Genomic DNA, 16,439 nt, shown 5'->3' on the forward strand with positions numbered 1-16,439 from the left:
TAAAGTTGAAAAACAATTGGAAATTATATATAATTTAGCAAAAAAGGAGCTTTTTTAGTTATCTGGGTCAGCCCCTTATTTTTTAAGCATATCATCAACTTTTGCTGTAATTTTAGTATGCTGGTTTATCACTGATAAAATAGTAGAGCCTTTCCTATGGAAAACTATGCCTATTGATGATGGCATTAAGCCAGAAGATACAAGCGTCTCTTCAATAACAAAAGAAGAAAATAGAGCCTTTAGAATAGCATTTTCTGTTTTAGTATTAATGATTGTACTTTTAGTAGTTTTACTTATTCCAGAAAACTCTTTATTAAGATCTCCAAATGGTGAATTAACTACTCCAGATGCTCCTGTTATGCAGGCAATAGTGCCAATATTGTTTTTATTTTTGGTAATACCCGGATACATATATGGAAAGCTTACTGGTAAATTTAAAACAACGAAAGACTTTAGTTTAGCTATGGCTGGAAGCGTTAAAAACCTTGCTTCATTTTTAACTTTTTCATTTTTCTGTGCTCAGTTTTTGTATGTATTTGGAAACTCTAATGTTGGAACATTGATAGCTATATCTGGTGCTGAGTTTTTAAAATCCTTAAATATGCCGGCTCAAGTAACAGTAGCAGGAATAACTTTACTTACAGCAATATTAAATTTGTTAATAACTTCAGCTTCATCAAAATGGGCAATATTAGCACCAATATTTGTACCAATGCTTATGGCTGTCGGCATTTCTCCAGAATTAACTCAGGCAGCATTTAGAGTAAGCGATTCGGCTATAAATGTTGTAACTCCAATGTTTGCATTCTACCCTTTAATAATTTCTTATTGTCAGAAATACTGTAATAAAACAGGAGTTGGTACATTATCTTCTATGATGCTCCCTTATAGTATAGGTTTATTAATTGTTCTTATGATAATGCTTTATATATTCTGGGGATTAAATATACCTATAGGATTTAACAGCGGCTATGTTTATCCGCCTGTTCATTAATAAAATAAAAGAGGTAAAATAATATGCTAAATGATGATATTAAAAAATTTCAAATTGACAGTTTTTTTAAATATTCTTCTATACCAAGCCAGAGCAATGCATCTGTAAAAACACTTCCAAGCTCAGAAGGACAGATGAAGCTTGCAAAAGTTTTAGCAGAAGACTTAAAAGCTTTAGGTTTAATAAATGTCGTTGTAAATGATAATTCTATTGTTACAGCATTACTTCCAAAAAATAAAGACAATATACATTCTATTGGATTTGTAGCACATCTTGATACTGTTGATATTGGACTTACAGGAGATGTTCATCCTCAAATACTTAAATTTGAAGGAAATGATTTATGCTTAAACAAAGAAAAAAACATAATGTTTAAAGTATCAGAACACCCTGAAATAAAAAATTATATAAACAACGATATTATATTTTCTGATGGAACAAGCGTATTAGGTGCTGACAACAAGGCAGCAATATCAACAATAATGTCTGCATTAAAATACATTACAGATAATAATATAGAGCATGGCGATATATACATAGCTTTTGTACCAGATGAGGAGATAGGACTTCTTGGCTCTAAGCAATTAGATTTGAATGTATTTAAGCCGGATTTTGCATACACTATAGATTCATGCGAAATAGGAGAAATAGTATATGAAACATTTAATGCAGGAAGTGCTGCTATAGATATAGAAGGAGTAACTGCTCACCCTATGAGTGCTAAAGGTGTATTGGTGAACCCTATACTTATAGCAATAGATATAGCTAATGAATTCGACAGAAAACAAACTCCTGAATGTACAGAAAAAAAAGAGGGATATATTTGGGTGCAAGGCATTAGCGGAAATCAGAGAAATGCTTCTTTAAAATTAAATATTAGAGACCATAACAAAAAACTCTATGAAGAGAAAAAAGCTAAAATTAGAGAAGCTGTTGAAAAACACCAAAAATTAGAACCAAGAGCAAAAATAGAATTAACTATTGAAGATGTATACGGCAATATAGCGGACTCTGTTAAAGAAGATAAGTTTCCTATAGATGTTATTTATGAAGCAATGAAAAACTTAAATATAGAAGCGAAAACTTTATCAATGAGAGGCGGTACAGACGGCTCAGCATTATCTGTAAAGGGACTTTTAACTCCAAATTATTTTACAGGTGCTCATAATTTCCACTCTATATATGAGTTTTTGCCTATACCATCATTTCATAAAAGTTTAGAAACTACTCTTGAAATAATAAGAATTATATCTTCAAAATAATTATAATTTTATTAATAAAGCAATTGATTATAAATAATCTTTTGCTTTATTAGTAAGTTATTTTTTTATCTTGTAAGAAGTTTTATTATTTCTTCATTTTTTCCATATTCTCTTGCATAATATAATGCATCATACTTACCATCTTTTATGTTTTTATCAGCACCAGCATCTAAAAGTATTTTTGTCATTTCTAAATTCCCGCTATGACAAGCCCACATTAATGCAGTTTTTCCATGTTTATTTTGAACATTAAGATCAGCATTATTTTTAATAAGCACTTTTACCGCATTAATATTATTATAAGAAGCTGCTTCTATCAATGCGGTTTTTTCATCATAATTTTTATAATTTACATTTGCACCATTATCAATTAACTTCTGTAAAAAAACTTCATTAGTAGAATAATTTACTGCAGTTATCAATGGAACACTATAACTAAGCAAAGTTTCTTGATTAAGATCACAAACTTTCAAACTTCTATCCAAAGAATCAGAACCATTTTGAAGTAAAATATCTGCTATATCATCATGTCCATACATATAAGCATAAATCAAAGCATTTGCATTATTTCTGTTTCTTTTATTTACAAGAGCTTTATTTTCAATTAATATTTTTACAGTTTCTTTATAGCCTTTCATAGCAGCATACATTAAAGGTGTTTCTTCGTTTTCATTATCTCCGTCATAAGCTATATTAACATCGGCTTTATTTTTTATTAAGAGTTTTACCATTTCAATATTTTCTTTTCTATCATGTTCTAAAGCAGAAAATAATGCAGTTCTTCCTCTAAATCCTTTATAATCAATATCAGCACCATAACTTAAAAGTAGTTTAACCATTTCCATATTATTATTATCAATAGCAAGTATTAATACACTATCTGTAAGATATACTGTAGCATTAACATCTGCTTTATATTTCAAAAGAAGCTCAGCCATTTCTATATTATTATCCATAACCGCAAGTGATAACAATGTAAATCCCTCATAATTACGATTATTTACATAATCATTATATTTTTTAAGAATATTTTCAGCTTCTTTAATATTGCCTTCATTTACATAATCTATTAATTTTTCAGAAACTTTGCTTTTATTATTATTTTGACTGTATAAGCACATACTAAATAAAAATAAAATAAATATTAACTTTTTCATAATTCATAAACCTCTTTAAATTATTAAACTTTTATTTATTTTTTAAAAATATCATTACAATAGGAGCTATAAAAGAAAAAATAAACGAGTAAATTCCATAAATATAAATAAAACTATATATTTTATTATTTCCAATTACTGCCTCATTTATATTTATATTATCTTTTAATATTTTTATTATGGATTTTATATTTTGTATTATTATATATATTAAATTAACAGCTATTATAGTATTAAGAACTATAATAGAAACTTCATTTATTTTAATTTCAGAATTAATAACTCTGTATATGCTTGCACTTAATACTAATATATTAAATAAAAATGCAAGTATTGGAAATATTATATAAATTGCTTTTGTTATTATTCCAGCCTTATAATCAGCCCTCACAAAATATAGAGTAAATACAAACAAATATAATAATGCATTATAAACTATAAAAGACTTCATATTTTCAAAAGGTCTTATAGGTTCATAAAGTAATGCAAAAAACAAAATAAATATTAAAAATGAATATATAAATAATAATGCCCTTGATATATATATTGACAAAACAGTTTTAAATCTCTTTTGAATAAAGAAAAATATAAAAGGTATTATGGAAAGAACAAATATAATAGACATAAAAATAAGCTTTTCAATTAATGGTTCTAAATCACTTGCTATATCAGTTCTAAAGATAAATCTGTCATATAAAAAAACAATAAATATCCAAAATACAAATGCAATAATTGCAGCTATTACAGAAAAGAAAACTATATCTCCTAATTTAGTAAAACTATTAGATATATTATTTTTAAAATTATTATCTGCCAAAACTATTATAATAAAAAATATTATATATGATAATATACTTTTATTAATCATTATATTAGACATAAAAAAATCAAGCATATTAGGTATTTCATCTTTTAACGGAGCTGAAGTAAATATTCCAAGCAAAAACACAAGTAAAAATGATAAAAATGTTATTAATACAGTTCTTTTATTAACATTTTCAAAATTGCTGTTTATGCTAAATAGAAATGAATAACAAAAAAAATAAAATACCTGAAAATAAAAACTATTAAAAATGATATTATAAATTAATTTTTCAGAATCGTATGTAGTATCAAACAATAATATTTTTATATCCATAGGAATAGAAGAAAATATCATAAGAGTAAATACTAATAAAAAATATAATATCTTTTTAGTGCTGTTATTAATTTTTTCAGACATATTAAGATATCCTCTGTGGGTATATTAATGTTTGAAAGTGAATTATAAATTATAATTACAAATTGTAAAGCATTTATGGATTATGATTATATTTTATAATTTTTTTATTGTTCTTTTTCCCGCAGCAAAAAGAACCAAAAAGTGCAAATATTTTAGTTTTATATATATAAAATAATATATTATATTTTTAAATATACTAAGTATTACTTCATAAAAACATAGTCTTTTTGCTTCTTTGGGTCACCAAAAGAAGTGGGGGTGTGTACCCTAAGGGCACGCTTCGCAGGGGGCAAAGCCACCACAAATTACAAAACTAAAAATTGCCAAATTTAAAAATTATTACAATATAACAAAAAATTGACTATTGTTCATTTTATTGTAAAATAAAAATATAGGTTTATGGAAAACAGCTTATGGAAAAAATAATTAGAAGAACATCATTAGCTATAATATATATTTTATTAATTTCTGTTTTAGTATTGTCAGTAATATTTATTCCAAAGGTATATAATTTTTATAAGTATTGCAAAAATTATATAAATACACCATTTACAAAAGATGAATTAAAATTAGACGAAGAGAGAGTATTAAAAATATATGACAGAAACAATATTTTAATATCAACACTCTTTCCAAAGCATGGCGGTTTTTATAATGAAGTAAAATATAGTGATATATCAACAAACCTAATAAATGCAGTTATAAGTGCCGAGGACAAAAACTTTTTTAAACATGATGGAATAGATTATAAAGCAATAATGAGAGCCTTTTTAGCCAACTTAATAAACGGCAGAGTGGTATCCGGCGGAAGCACTATAACCCAGCAGTTAGCAAAAAGTATAATGCCAAGAGAGAGAACATATATTAATAAATTCTATGAAGCATTAGACGCCATAAGATTAGAAAGAAACCTATCAAAAGAAGAAATTATTACAGAATATTTAAATAGAGTTTTTTTAGGCAATAACTGCTATGGAGTGGGAGCTGCCTCTCAAGTTTATTTCAAAAAAGAGGCAAAAGATTTAAATATAAATGAATCAGCGATACTTGCCTCAATTATAAAATCAGGAACAAAGTTTAACCCATACAAATATGAAGATAGATTAAATGACAGAAGAATATATGTTATAAATGAAATGAAAAATAATGGCTATATAGATGATGCCGAATATCAAAAAAATATTAATGATAAAATAAAAGTTTACAACAATAAAGATGAATACACTTTCAAAGCACCGCACTTTACAATGTATGCCAAAGAATCATTAGCTCAATTAAAATACAATAACATAACAGAAATAAAAACCACTTTAGACTATAAACTTCAAGAAGAAGCAATAATAGTAATAAGCAATGCAAGTCAATCGCTTCATACATTCAATGTAAGAAATATTTCATGCGTTATACTAAATGCTAAAACAGGTGAAATATTATCTATGATAGGTTCTATGGATTATTTTGATAAGGAAGTTGCTGGAGCTGTTAATGGAGCTGCTGCTTTAAGGCAAGCTGGAAGCACTTTAAAACCTTTTTTGTATGGATATTTGTTTGATAAAGGGGAAACTCCTGCATCTGTTATAGCTGATGTTAAAACTTATATAAACTCACCGGGGGGAGATTATATACCAGAGAACTTTAATCATAAATATCATGGCCCTGTTACTATAAGAGATGCACTTGCCAATTCTCTAAATATACCAGCAGTAAAATGGCTTGCAAGATACAGTATAAAAGACTTTCAAAATATTTTATTAAAATCTGGTTTAAGCTCTATAAATAAAAACCCTGATTATTATGGTTATTCTCTCGTGCTTGGAAGTGCTGAAGTGAGATTAGTTGATTTAGTTTCAGCATATACTATATTTCCAAATGAAGGCAAGTTTATAAATCATTATTCTATAAAGTCATTAAAAAAAGAAAATGGCGAAATAATTGATATACCCAAAAAAAGTACAAGGCAGGTAATATCAAAAGAAAGTGCCTATCTTATAACAAGCATATTATCCGACAGAAATGCAAGAATGGGTTCTTTTAGAAGCTATAGAGGAATCGTTTATCCTTTTTCTGTAGCTATAAAAACAGGCACATCAAAAGGCTCGAGAGATGCTTGGGGAATTGGTTATACTAAAGACTATATAGTTGGCATTTGGCTTGGAGATTTTAAGGGAAGCGAGATGATAAATATTACAGGCGGAAATGGGGCTGTGCCTATAATATATGACTTATTTATTATGCTTAATAAAAGTCAAAAAGAAACCAAATGGAATAAACCGGCAAATATAGTAAATAGAGATATATGCTTAATAAGTGGCAAACTTAGAGGAGAGTTTTGTAAAGAATATAGAAATGAAGAGTTTTCTAAAGAACATGTGCCAACAGAAGAATGCAATGTTCATAATTTATATATGAAAAATAATGAAGATGGAAGCATAAGCAAAAAAGTGTTTGTAAGTCTTCCTTCAGAATATAATGGCTGGATAAAAGAACAGCAAATAGAAACTCCAACAAGTGATTGGGTAAAAGTTGATAATATTTATAATAGAAGTTTGTCTTATAGAGAAAAAAATGAATACTCGCAAAATATCATGATTACCTCTCCAACAGACAACTCAGTATATAAAATAGATTCTACCCTTCCAAAAGAATATCAAAACATATTTATAAAAACATATATACCAGAAAATATTGTCTCAGCAAATCTATACTGCGATGATAAAATTATAGCAAATATTGAGGAATTAAAAAATGGAAACATTAGGTGGCAATTAGAAAGCGGAGAACATAGTTTTTATATAAAAGCAGTCAATAAAGAAAATCAAAGTTTAAACAGTATAAAAGTAAATATATTTGTACAATAAAAAATATTATGTATATATAAAAAATATTTCCGATAATATATAAAAATGTATTATGGAGTTTCACAGATGTGTAAAAAAATGATTGCTATAATATTTCTATGTGCTTTTGCTTTAAATGCTCAATATAGTTATAATAATCAAAACAATTATAATCCTCAATACAACCATAATTATATGGAAGTAGTATCAGCTCAAGGTGAAGTAAAAATTACATCAAAAGATATAATAGCTAAACCTGCTAATATAGGCGATTTATTATTTAGTAATGATAGATTAACTTTGCAGGCAAATTCTTATTTAACTTATTATATACAAAACAACTCTTTATTTAAACTAAAACAAAATGCTTCATTAAATATAGATGAATCATTAGACAGAAATAATAATATAAAATTTACATTATCTTCCGGAGAAATCATAGCAATTACAAAACTTAATTCCATCAATATAATTACTCCAAATGCTAATATATCCATGAGAGGTACTGTGATAATAGCAAACAATAATGGTGCAACTATTATTAAAGTATTATCCGGTTCTGCCACAGTTAATAATAATCTGCAGCTTGGTGCATTCATGCAGGCCAATATATCAAATACAGAAACAACTACAGGCAGCATAGTTTTGGATGCAAATACTAAAAGTTATTTAAATGAAATAATCAATTTACCTTATGCTAATAATGTTGCTCAAGTAAACTTCTATATAAATATAGCTTCATTACCTGACAATACTATACTTAATGTAAATCAATCTACTATAGAAAAATAAATAATATTTCACCTAATATGATGCTAATCTTCATATAACTTTGACAAATAAAAAATATTGTATATAATTATTAGAAGAAAGTTATATGAAGGATAGAAATGAATCCAAGAGAACAAATTGTTAATGCTGGAAAAGAGCTATTCAAGAAGTACGGATTTAAAAAGACATCTATGAGCGACATTGCTTTAATGGTTCATAAATCTAAAAGCAGTATATATCATTATTTTAAAAGTAAAGAAGAAATTTTTTTTGCCATAGCAGAAAATGAAGCATCAGATTTAAAAAGGTCTATATACGAAGCTATAAAGAAAGAAGATACTGCCGAAGCTAAAATAAGAGCCTACATATTAACAAGACAAAAAGGATATATTAAATTAGCTAATCTTTATGAAGCACTTCATAGTGAAATATTTGAAGACTTTACTCTAATAGAACATGTGAGAGCAAAATATCATAGAGAAGAATATGATACTATTAAAATGATACTAAGAAGCGGTGTAAAAAAAGGATTATTTAATATAGATTTAAGACTTGCAACAGAATCAATATTAGCAATAATTAAGGGCTTTGAAATGGAGTGGGCAAAAAATAAAAATATAGAAAATAGTGAAAAAGATTTAGACATCATCATTAATATTATCTTCTATGGAATAGTAAAAAGATAATTATTAATAATGATGAAAAATACATACCCTATCACATATATATTATACATTACTACAAGTTTTGTTTTAGGAATATCTATAGCATTAAAAATTAAAAGTAATTCTTTTTTTAATATATCGTTAATAATATCTTTCATTCTAATAGTAATCTCAATAATACTTGCTATATATAATAAAAATAGCTTTTTTATTTTAATAATTTCAGTATTTTTTTTGGGATATAGTTATACAATTTATAGATATTACTATATATTTTCATCACCATTAAAAGAATTTGACAAAGAAATTAAAGCATATAGCTGTAAAATAGTAGATTATGATGGAGTAGTTAATTTAAGAGATAGGTATATTGCATACGTTGATATGGTTTATGATGGAGAGAATTGGCATAATTATGCTGGAAAAATTAGACTATATCATAACTCAGCAAAGCCAATATATATAAATGATACTATTACAGTATATGCTAAAATTAATCTGTATAAAAATATACTAACTAACAACACCAACATAGTAAAAGCATTGGAAAATCAAATGCTCTATGGTGTAAGCAGTATTTACCCTTATATTAATTTTACTGTGCAAAAAGAAGGTTTTTCAATATTTAATTTTTTAAATAAGATTGGGCTATATTTTAGAAATACAATAAAAAAATCTTTAGGTGAATATATAGAGCCAATAAGCTATTCTGTAGCTCAATGCATCATTACAGGAGATAAGCATATTATACCAGCAGACATTAATCAATACTTTATAAACTCTGGAATATCTCATATATTATCAATATCAGGTCTTCATATATCTATGATACTTTTTATATTATTTTCAGCATTATCTTTTTTACCAATAAACTTTTATAATAAAATATTTATCTCTACAATCATCACCATAATAATATATCCTACTGTAAGTATATTCTCTGTTTCAATAGTGCGTTCAAGTATAATGGCTTTTTGCATATTAATATCATATTATTTTGACAGAAACAGAAATAATGTAAACGCCTTATTTTTAGCAGCATTAATAATATTACTCATAGAACCAAACTCCATAAGAGAAATAAGTTTTCAATTTTCATTTTTAGCGACATTAGGAATAATATTATACTACCCTATTTACAGTTTCTTTATAATAGAAAAAATTAAAAACTTAAAAACAAATGCTTTTTTTAAAAATATGCTTATAACTTTATTAGGATTTTTTATAATTAATATAATATCTCTTATCTCTATACTTCCATTAAATATATATCATTTCAAAGTTTTAAATCTCAACTCTATAATAGCAAATATATTCGCTGTACCATTATCTTTTATTATACTATCATCATCATTAATAACTATATTCACATATCAAATATTTCATACTATATCAATATACCCAGCAAAAACAACAGAGTTTACTGCAAATGCTTTAATAGAGTTATCTAAGAAAATTTCTGATTTTCAGTATTTAAGATTTAATTTTGAATTAAATATGTATATAGCAATATTTATAACATTTATAATTATGCTGATAGGATTGTTATTAAATGTAAAAATAAATAGAAGAATATAAAAAAAGTGTATTCAGTTATGAATACACTTCCTAATACAATTTTTCACCTATTTTTAAGATTATTTTGCTGGAGTTAATTTAGTTAAAGCATCTTCAACAAGAGCTGTCCAAGTAGCACCAGTAACACCATCAACATAAACGTCATTAGCAGCAATCATTTTGTCATAAGCTGCTTTAGCTCTAGCAGGACCGCTTGAATGAACACATTTAGTCATCACAACTTTAGTTAATTTACCACCTGCAACAGTTACTTTAGCTTGGTAGTCTCCTTGTTTTGTTTTGTAAGTAGCTTTGTAATTGCCTAAATAAGTACCATCAGGTATCTTAGCTAAATCAATTTTAGCTTGAGCAAAAGCTATCATACCAAATAACAATGCAATTGAACCTACAAATGCAATCAATTTATCAGACTTCATAATTTTCTCCTAATATATATTTTTATTATTATAAATAAACTCATCTTTAATTTAAAGGTAAAATAAAAACAAAAAAAATTTACATTATTTTGTTATTTTCTTACCTTTTCTTAAACTATATAACAAATTATCATATTCTATAGAAGCTACTATATTATAATATCTATTATCAACATAATTTGCATATTCTACTTTTACATTATTAGATATAAAACTCTTCAAATCATCATAATATTTATAATCTTCCGGCAATTCTTTTGAAAAAGCATTTTCAATTTTTACCATAGAAAGAGATAAAGCAGCGTTATAAGCACTATTTTTGTTTTCTTCTAATGTGCTATTATTATAACTATTTGGATAACCTATTGAGTTAATACTAAATTTATTTTCATTAATCCAACCATTATTAAGAGTTTTAGAATTGGTATTTATAGAGCTGCAAGAATAAATAAAAAGCAATATTATAATAAAATATCTCATAATAACCTCAAATTTTTTATATAAAAATAATCGTAAAAATTTAGTTTTTTTTGATAAGATAATTTTGTATATTATTAATTTTAGTTTATAATATTACCGAGTATATAAATAATTTTCTTTTTAAAGAATGGGATTTTACTATGAAAAAATACATACCTATTTATTTTTTGTTAATAAGCAATTTACTATTTTCTCAAATATACACATTACAAAACAATGAAACACTCAAAAATGCTCATATACTGAATGATACAAACTATGCTATTGTTGTAGAGAAGAATAACGCTAATAATAAAACATATGATATACTTTATAAAAACAGCAGATTAGAAGGATATAAAGATTCCGGCATAATAAAAGTTTTACCAAATGGAACATTGGTTGCTACTATGCTTAAACCTTCTATTGGTAAAGATATGTGGGTTGTTATATACGGCAATAAAGAGCAGGAATTCGACTCTATAGAAGCATCTGCCTTTGCTGGAAACAATTCTATAATATTTGCAAGACTTATGGATTATGGAGTTGCTGTTATTAACGGAGAAGCAACAACTCAATATTCTGAATTATATGAATATGTTATAAACAACAATAATTATGCTTTTTCTTATTCTAGAGATGGAGAATATTTTGTTAATATCAACGGTGAAGAAAAAGCTGTTTCAGGCAAAGCAGAAAAAATGAAATATGCTAATGACGGAAGAACTTTAATATATGTTGTAAATAGTGAAGGAAGTGCTGTTATATATAATGGAAATAATGATACAGAGAGTTTTATATCTGTTGATGATTTAGCTTCATACAACTTACAAAATCAGGCCTTTGCTGTTAAATTAATGCCTCAAATAGACACTAATTTAACAACAAATGATAATATGATGTCTACAAACATTAACACAAATGACACTATTCTTACAAATATATCTACTGTTACAAATTATAATTTATCTAATATAAGTGTTTATACAAATGAAGAAGGAATAACTGTTAAAGGACAATCAAACACTATAGCATTAATGATGGTTACAAATGTAATTACAAATATAGCAGAAAACATATTAGATTTTGGAGAGAGCAATAATAATATCATCACAAATGAATTTATAAACACAAGTATATTAATTAACAATAGAAACATAGGCGAGTTTAATTTAATTACAAATATGAGTTTTTCTCCAGACGGTCAAAGTTTAATATTTATTAATATAGATACAAACAATATGATGCAGCTATATGTTAGAGGAAATATGATAGGAAGCTATGATAATATATATACTTATCAATATTCTAAAGACTCAAAAAACTTTGCATACGGAGTAAGCAGTAATAATATATCTTTTATAATTCTTAATAACAAAAAAATTAACGAAGAATACAATAAAATAAATAATATATACTTCTCTGACAATAATGAATTAGTATACAATGCTTCAAAAAATGACAGAGAATATATTATATCCGATAATTTTGAAAGCCCTTCATATAACTTTGTCACTTCATTTAAGTTTTATGGAGATTCTTTTGCTTTTACAGCTGACAGACTTGGAAGGAAGTATTATTTTATATGGAATAAAGAAACAGCTACAAGAAAAGAGTTAGGCGGCTATGATTACATATCAGAAATAGATGCATATAGCAGCGAAGCAATATCAATAGCCTCAGACGGCAAGAATGTATTTATAATAAAGAACGGTTTTATATACTGAAATAAATATATTTTGTAGTAGATTTTTTATTTTATTCAACTTTTTCCCGCCTTCGCACCACAGGCACTTCCTACGGTCGCTGTGCGGGCTTCGCCAAAGTTGCAAAAAGTGCAAATTTAATATCTTTATATAAAGGAAATATATAGATAATACCATATATTTTTAGCTATATTTTATAAAAATGCAGTTCTTTTGCTTCTTTTATACCAATAAAAGAAGTGGGGGTGCGGGGGCTAGTCCCCGCAAATAAATAAAATGCAATCATTTCACTTTATTTTAGCAATAAAATCTTTTAAGTCTTTTGGTATTTTTGCCTTTACTTTTATACGCTCATTGGTGATTGGATGATTAAACTCTAACATATAAGAATGAAGTGCCTGCCTATAAAAAAATCCTTCTGGTATTATGCTTTTTTCTATAAAAGAATTAAAAACTTTAGGTCCATACTTACCATATATTTTATCTCCAACCATATAAAGATTTTTTGAATGAAGATGCACCCTTATTTGATGCATTCTTCCTGTGTAGAGCCTTATTTTTAGTATGGCATAATCACCTATTTTTTTTACAGTTTTAAACTTTGTCTTTGAATATTTTGAATCTTCAACATTCTCTTTATGAAGTATTTGATATCTTCTGTAAAGTTTATCTCCCACCTCTTGCATATATCCTTCAACAGTAAAAGAGTCTTCTATATCTTTAGCATTCTCCACTATTGCAATATAAGTTTTTTTTATATTATTATTTTTGTTTGCAAGCATAGCACAAAACTTTGAAGCCACCAAAGAACCGCGAGAAAGTATTACGCACCCGCTTGTTTCTCTGTCTATTCGGTTAATCATATTTAAATGACAGCCCAATCTCTCTTGCATAATAGTGTGTAAAGTATTGTAATAATATTTCCCAGAAGGAATCACAGGTAAATTAGCAGGCTTATTTACTATAATTAAATCCCCATCATCATAAACTATTTCTATATCCTTGTTTACTTCAGGCTCTTTCATATCTTTAAAATAGTATGATATCTCATCACCTTTAGAAACATTTCTGGTATATTTTATCTTTTCCCCATTTACTAATACAAGCCCTTCACCTATTAAATCCTGCCACTTGTTCCTCGAATAATAAGAAAATCTATTTCCCATATATTTATCTAATCGCATAGATTCAATATCTTCTTCAATACGGCACTTCCTTATAACAGCACCTTCATATAATTCTTTATTAGTAGAATTGAGTTTATTTTTAGCTTTTTTCATACTTTGAATTAATTTCTAAATAATTATTTGAAATCTTTATAAAGCATACTCGGCTGAACATCATTGTTATTCTGATATTTACTGCTCTCATACTCTTCATATTCGCCGTCTATGGTGTGATAATAAAGTTGAGCAATTTCCACTTCTGGGTATATTATTATAGGTTTAATGCAAAATATTTCTAATGTCCAATATCCCGCAAAACCAACATCTCCAAACCCAGCAGTAATATGTATAAATATTCCAAGTCTTCCTATAGATGACCTACCTTCTATCATAGGCACATATTTTTTTGTTTTGGTATATTCTAAAGTTCTTCCCAAATAAAGCTGATTAGGCTCTAACTGATATCCTGTTTCAGGTATAATTATTTCTTTAGTTTCATTGGGCTTTTTCATATCAAGCACATTGTCTTTATATACTAAAAGCTTATTATGAAGCTTTACATTATAACTATTTGAGTTTAATTGTTTTCTATTGAAAGGCTCTATTATAATATTTTTATTTAAATTCTTTTCTATTTCAAGTCCAGACAAAATCATTTTATTTGTACCTTAATTTTTTATATTTATTTTCTTTATTTTTCGGTATTATTATTGTATAATTTATGATTATAAAACTATATTATGAGGTATTAAAAATGCTATCTATAAATTATAAAAATGTATTAAGTTTTTTGCAAGAGCATGAATTAGAATATTTAGCAGACTCAGCAAATTATGCTAATGAACTTTTAGAAAATAAAAAAGGTGCCGGCAATGATTTTTTGGGTTGGGTTAATCTTCCAACTGAAGCTATGAAGATGGTAAAAGATATTGAAACTTTAGCAGCAGAAATAAGAGAGAATGCTGAAGTATTGGTATCTGTTGGTATTGGAGGTTCATACCTTGGAGGAAAAGCAGTTATAGAATCTTTTCTAAACCCTTTTGCTCAAGCTAAAAAAGGCAATACTCAAGTTGTATATGCTGGTCATAATATGAACGGTGAGTATTTCAAACATTTATTGGATTATTTAAAAGATAAAGATTTTTATATTAATGTTATATCAAAAAGCGGAACCACAACAGAACCTGCTATAGCTTTCAGAGTATTAAAAGAATATGCTGAGAAAAAGTACGGTAAAGAAGAAGCTGCAAAAAGAATAATAGCTACTACAGATAAGGCAAAAGGGGCATTAAAAACATTATCTACAGAAAATAAATACAGAACTTTTGTAATACCTGATGATGTTGGAGGAAGATATTCTGTGCTTACTCCTGTTGGTCTCATACCTATAGCAGCTGCAGGAATAGATATTAAAGAGTTTATAAAAGGTTTTGACTCTATGGCTAAGGCTACAAAAAAAGCAGATTACAAACAAAATCCTTCTATGCTTTATGCTATGCTAAGAAATGCACTTTACAGTAAAGGTTTTAATACAGAGATAATGGTAAACTATATTCCAAGAATGCATTATATATCTGAATGGTGGAAACAATTATACGGAGAAAGTGAAGGTAAAGACAAAAAAGGAATATTCCCAGCTTCTGTGGATTTCTCTACTGATTTACACTCTTTAGGTCAATTTATACAAGACGGAAGAAGAGGATTATTTGAAACTGTTATAAGAGTAAATGAAGAAGAAATAGATTTAAAAATAAAAAAAGAAGAATCTGATTTGGACGGACTTAACTATTTAAAAGGAAAATCTCTTCATCAAATAAATAAATCTGCATTAGAGGCTACTGTTTTAGCACATGTTGATGGCGGAGTTCCTAATATTATAATAGACATAGACAAAATTACTCCATTTACTATTGGGGAACTTATGTATTTCTTTGAGAAAGCTTGCGGTATATCCGGACATATTCTTGGAGTTAATCCGTTTGACCAACCGGGTGTTGAAGCTTACAAGAAAAACATGTTTGCTATGCTTGGTAAAAAAGGCTATGAGAAAATGGGCAGAGAATTAAAGGCAAGATTAAATAAATAATCTGCTATTATAAAAATTATAAAAATAAAGGGACACGGCAATTTGCAATGTCCCTTTATTATTTGCATATATTATTTACATATCGTATTTATTAATAGACTTGTTTCAAAACTAAATTAA

13 protein-coding genes and 1 pseudogene are annotated in these 16,439 nt (G+C 26.9%); 8 read left to right on the plus strand and 6 right to left on the minus strand.

The features are described 5' to 3' along the window. Positions 1–76 precede the first annotated feature (76 nt). Positions 77–994 (plus strand): annotated as a pseudogene (locus tag Q0H31_RS00575) (AbgT family transporter); the annotation flags it as partial. A 23-nt stretch (positions 995–1,017) separates the two neighbouring features. Then, the gene (gene pepT / locus Q0H31_RS00580; protein WP_295294969.1) at positions 1,018–2,256 is read left to right on the plus strand and encodes a peptidase T; all 1,239 of its coding nucleotides are present in this window, start codon (positions 1,018–1,020) and stop codon (positions 2,254–2,256) included. A gap of 65 nt (positions 2,257–2,321) precedes the next feature. On the opposite strand, the gene Q0H31_RS00585 is transcribed toward pepT, so the two are convergent. Next, positions 2,322–3,413, minus strand: a complete 1,092-nt coding sequence (locus Q0H31_RS00585; RefSeq protein ID WP_295294971.1) for an ankyrin repeat domain-containing protein — start codon at positions 3,411–3,413, stop codon at positions 2,322–2,324. 31 nt (positions 3,414–3,444) lie between these two features. Further along, positions 3,445–4,635: a hypothetical protein gene (locus Q0H31_RS00590; RefSeq protein WP_295294973.1), complete on the minus strand. Its 1,191-nt coding sequence runs from the start codon at positions 4,633–4,635 to the stop codon at positions 3,445–3,447. 413 nt (positions 4,636–5,048) lie between these two features. On the opposite strand from Q0H31_RS00590, the gene pbpC reads away from it, so the two are divergent. From pbpC to Q0H31_RS00610, 4 genes are all read left to right on the plus strand, one after another. Continuing rightward, entirely contained in the window at positions 5,049–7,493 is a 2,445-nt protein-coding gene (pbpC, locus tag Q0H31_RS00595; RefSeq protein WP_295294975.1) for a penicillin-binding protein 1C, read from the plus strand. 66 nt (positions 7,494–7,559) lie between these two features. Next, positions 7,560–8,264 (plus strand): FecR domain-containing protein, encoded by a 705-nt coding sequence (locus Q0H31_RS00600; RefSeq protein ID WP_295294977.1) that lies wholly within the window; start codon positions 7,560–7,562, stop codon positions 8,262–8,264. Positions 8,265–8,362: 98 nt separating this feature from the next. Then, entirely contained in the window at positions 8,363–8,929 is a 567-nt protein-coding gene (locus tag Q0H31_RS00605; RefSeq protein WP_295294978.1) for a TetR/AcrR family transcriptional regulator, read from the plus strand. A 9-nt stretch (positions 8,930–8,938) separates the two neighbouring features. After that, the gene (locus Q0H31_RS00610; RefSeq protein WP_295294979.1) at positions 8,939–10,486 is read left to right on the plus strand and encodes a ComEC/Rec2 family competence protein; all 1,548 of its coding nucleotides are present in this window, start codon (positions 8,939–8,941) and stop codon (positions 10,484–10,486) included. A 59-nt stretch (positions 10,487–10,545) separates the two neighbouring features. Here the strand turns inward: Q0H31_RS00610 and Q0H31_RS00615 are convergent, their stop codons facing one another. Together Q0H31_RS00615 and Q0H31_RS00620 are read right to left on the minus strand one after the other, a co-directional pair. Further along, a complete protein-coding gene (locus Q0H31_RS00615; protein WP_367117118.1) occupies positions 10,546–10,848 on the minus strand; it encodes an FMN-binding protein in 303 nt (100 codons plus the stop codon). Between the two features lie 138 nt (positions 10,849–10,986). Then, positions 10,987–11,382, minus strand: coding sequence for a hypothetical protein (locus Q0H31_RS00620; protein ID WP_295294982.1), 396 nt, complete (start codon positions 11,380–11,382; stop codon positions 10,987–10,989). 140 nt (positions 11,383–11,522) lie between these two features. On the opposite strand from Q0H31_RS00620, the gene Q0H31_RS00625 reads away from it, so the two are divergent. Next, on the plus strand, positions 11,523–13,088 hold the full coding sequence (locus Q0H31_RS00625) for a hypothetical protein (RefSeq protein ID WP_295294984.1): 1,566 nt from the start codon (positions 11,523–11,525) through the stop codon (positions 13,086–13,088). Between the two features lie 266 nt (positions 13,089–13,354). Here Q0H31_RS00625 and Q0H31_RS00630 read toward each other — a convergent pair whose 3' ends face one another. After that, the gene (locus Q0H31_RS00630; protein WP_295294986.1) at positions 13,355–14,347 is read right to left on the minus strand and encodes an RluA family pseudouridine synthase; all 993 of its coding nucleotides are present in this window, start codon (positions 14,345–14,347) and stop codon (positions 13,355–13,357) included. A 23-nt stretch (positions 14,348–14,370) separates the two neighbouring features. After that, positions 14,371–14,889: a dCTP deaminase gene (gene dcd, locus Q0H31_RS00635; protein ID WP_295294988.1), complete on the minus strand. Its 519-nt coding sequence runs from the start codon at positions 14,887–14,889 to the stop codon at positions 14,371–14,373. Positions 14,890–14,987: 98 nt separating this feature from the next. Between dcd and Q0H31_RS00640 the strand changes: the two genes are divergently transcribed. Continuing rightward, a complete protein-coding gene (locus Q0H31_RS00640) occupies positions 14,988–16,319 on the plus strand; it encodes a glucose-6-phosphate isomerase (protein ID WP_295294990.1) in 1,332 nt (443 codons plus the stop codon). Positions 16,320–16,439 lie beyond the last annotated feature (120 nt).

This window comes from uncultured Brachyspira sp. (assembly GCF_934747485.1).
GTDB lineage: Bacteria > Spirochaetota > Brachyspiria > Brachyspirales > Brachyspiraceae > Brachyspira.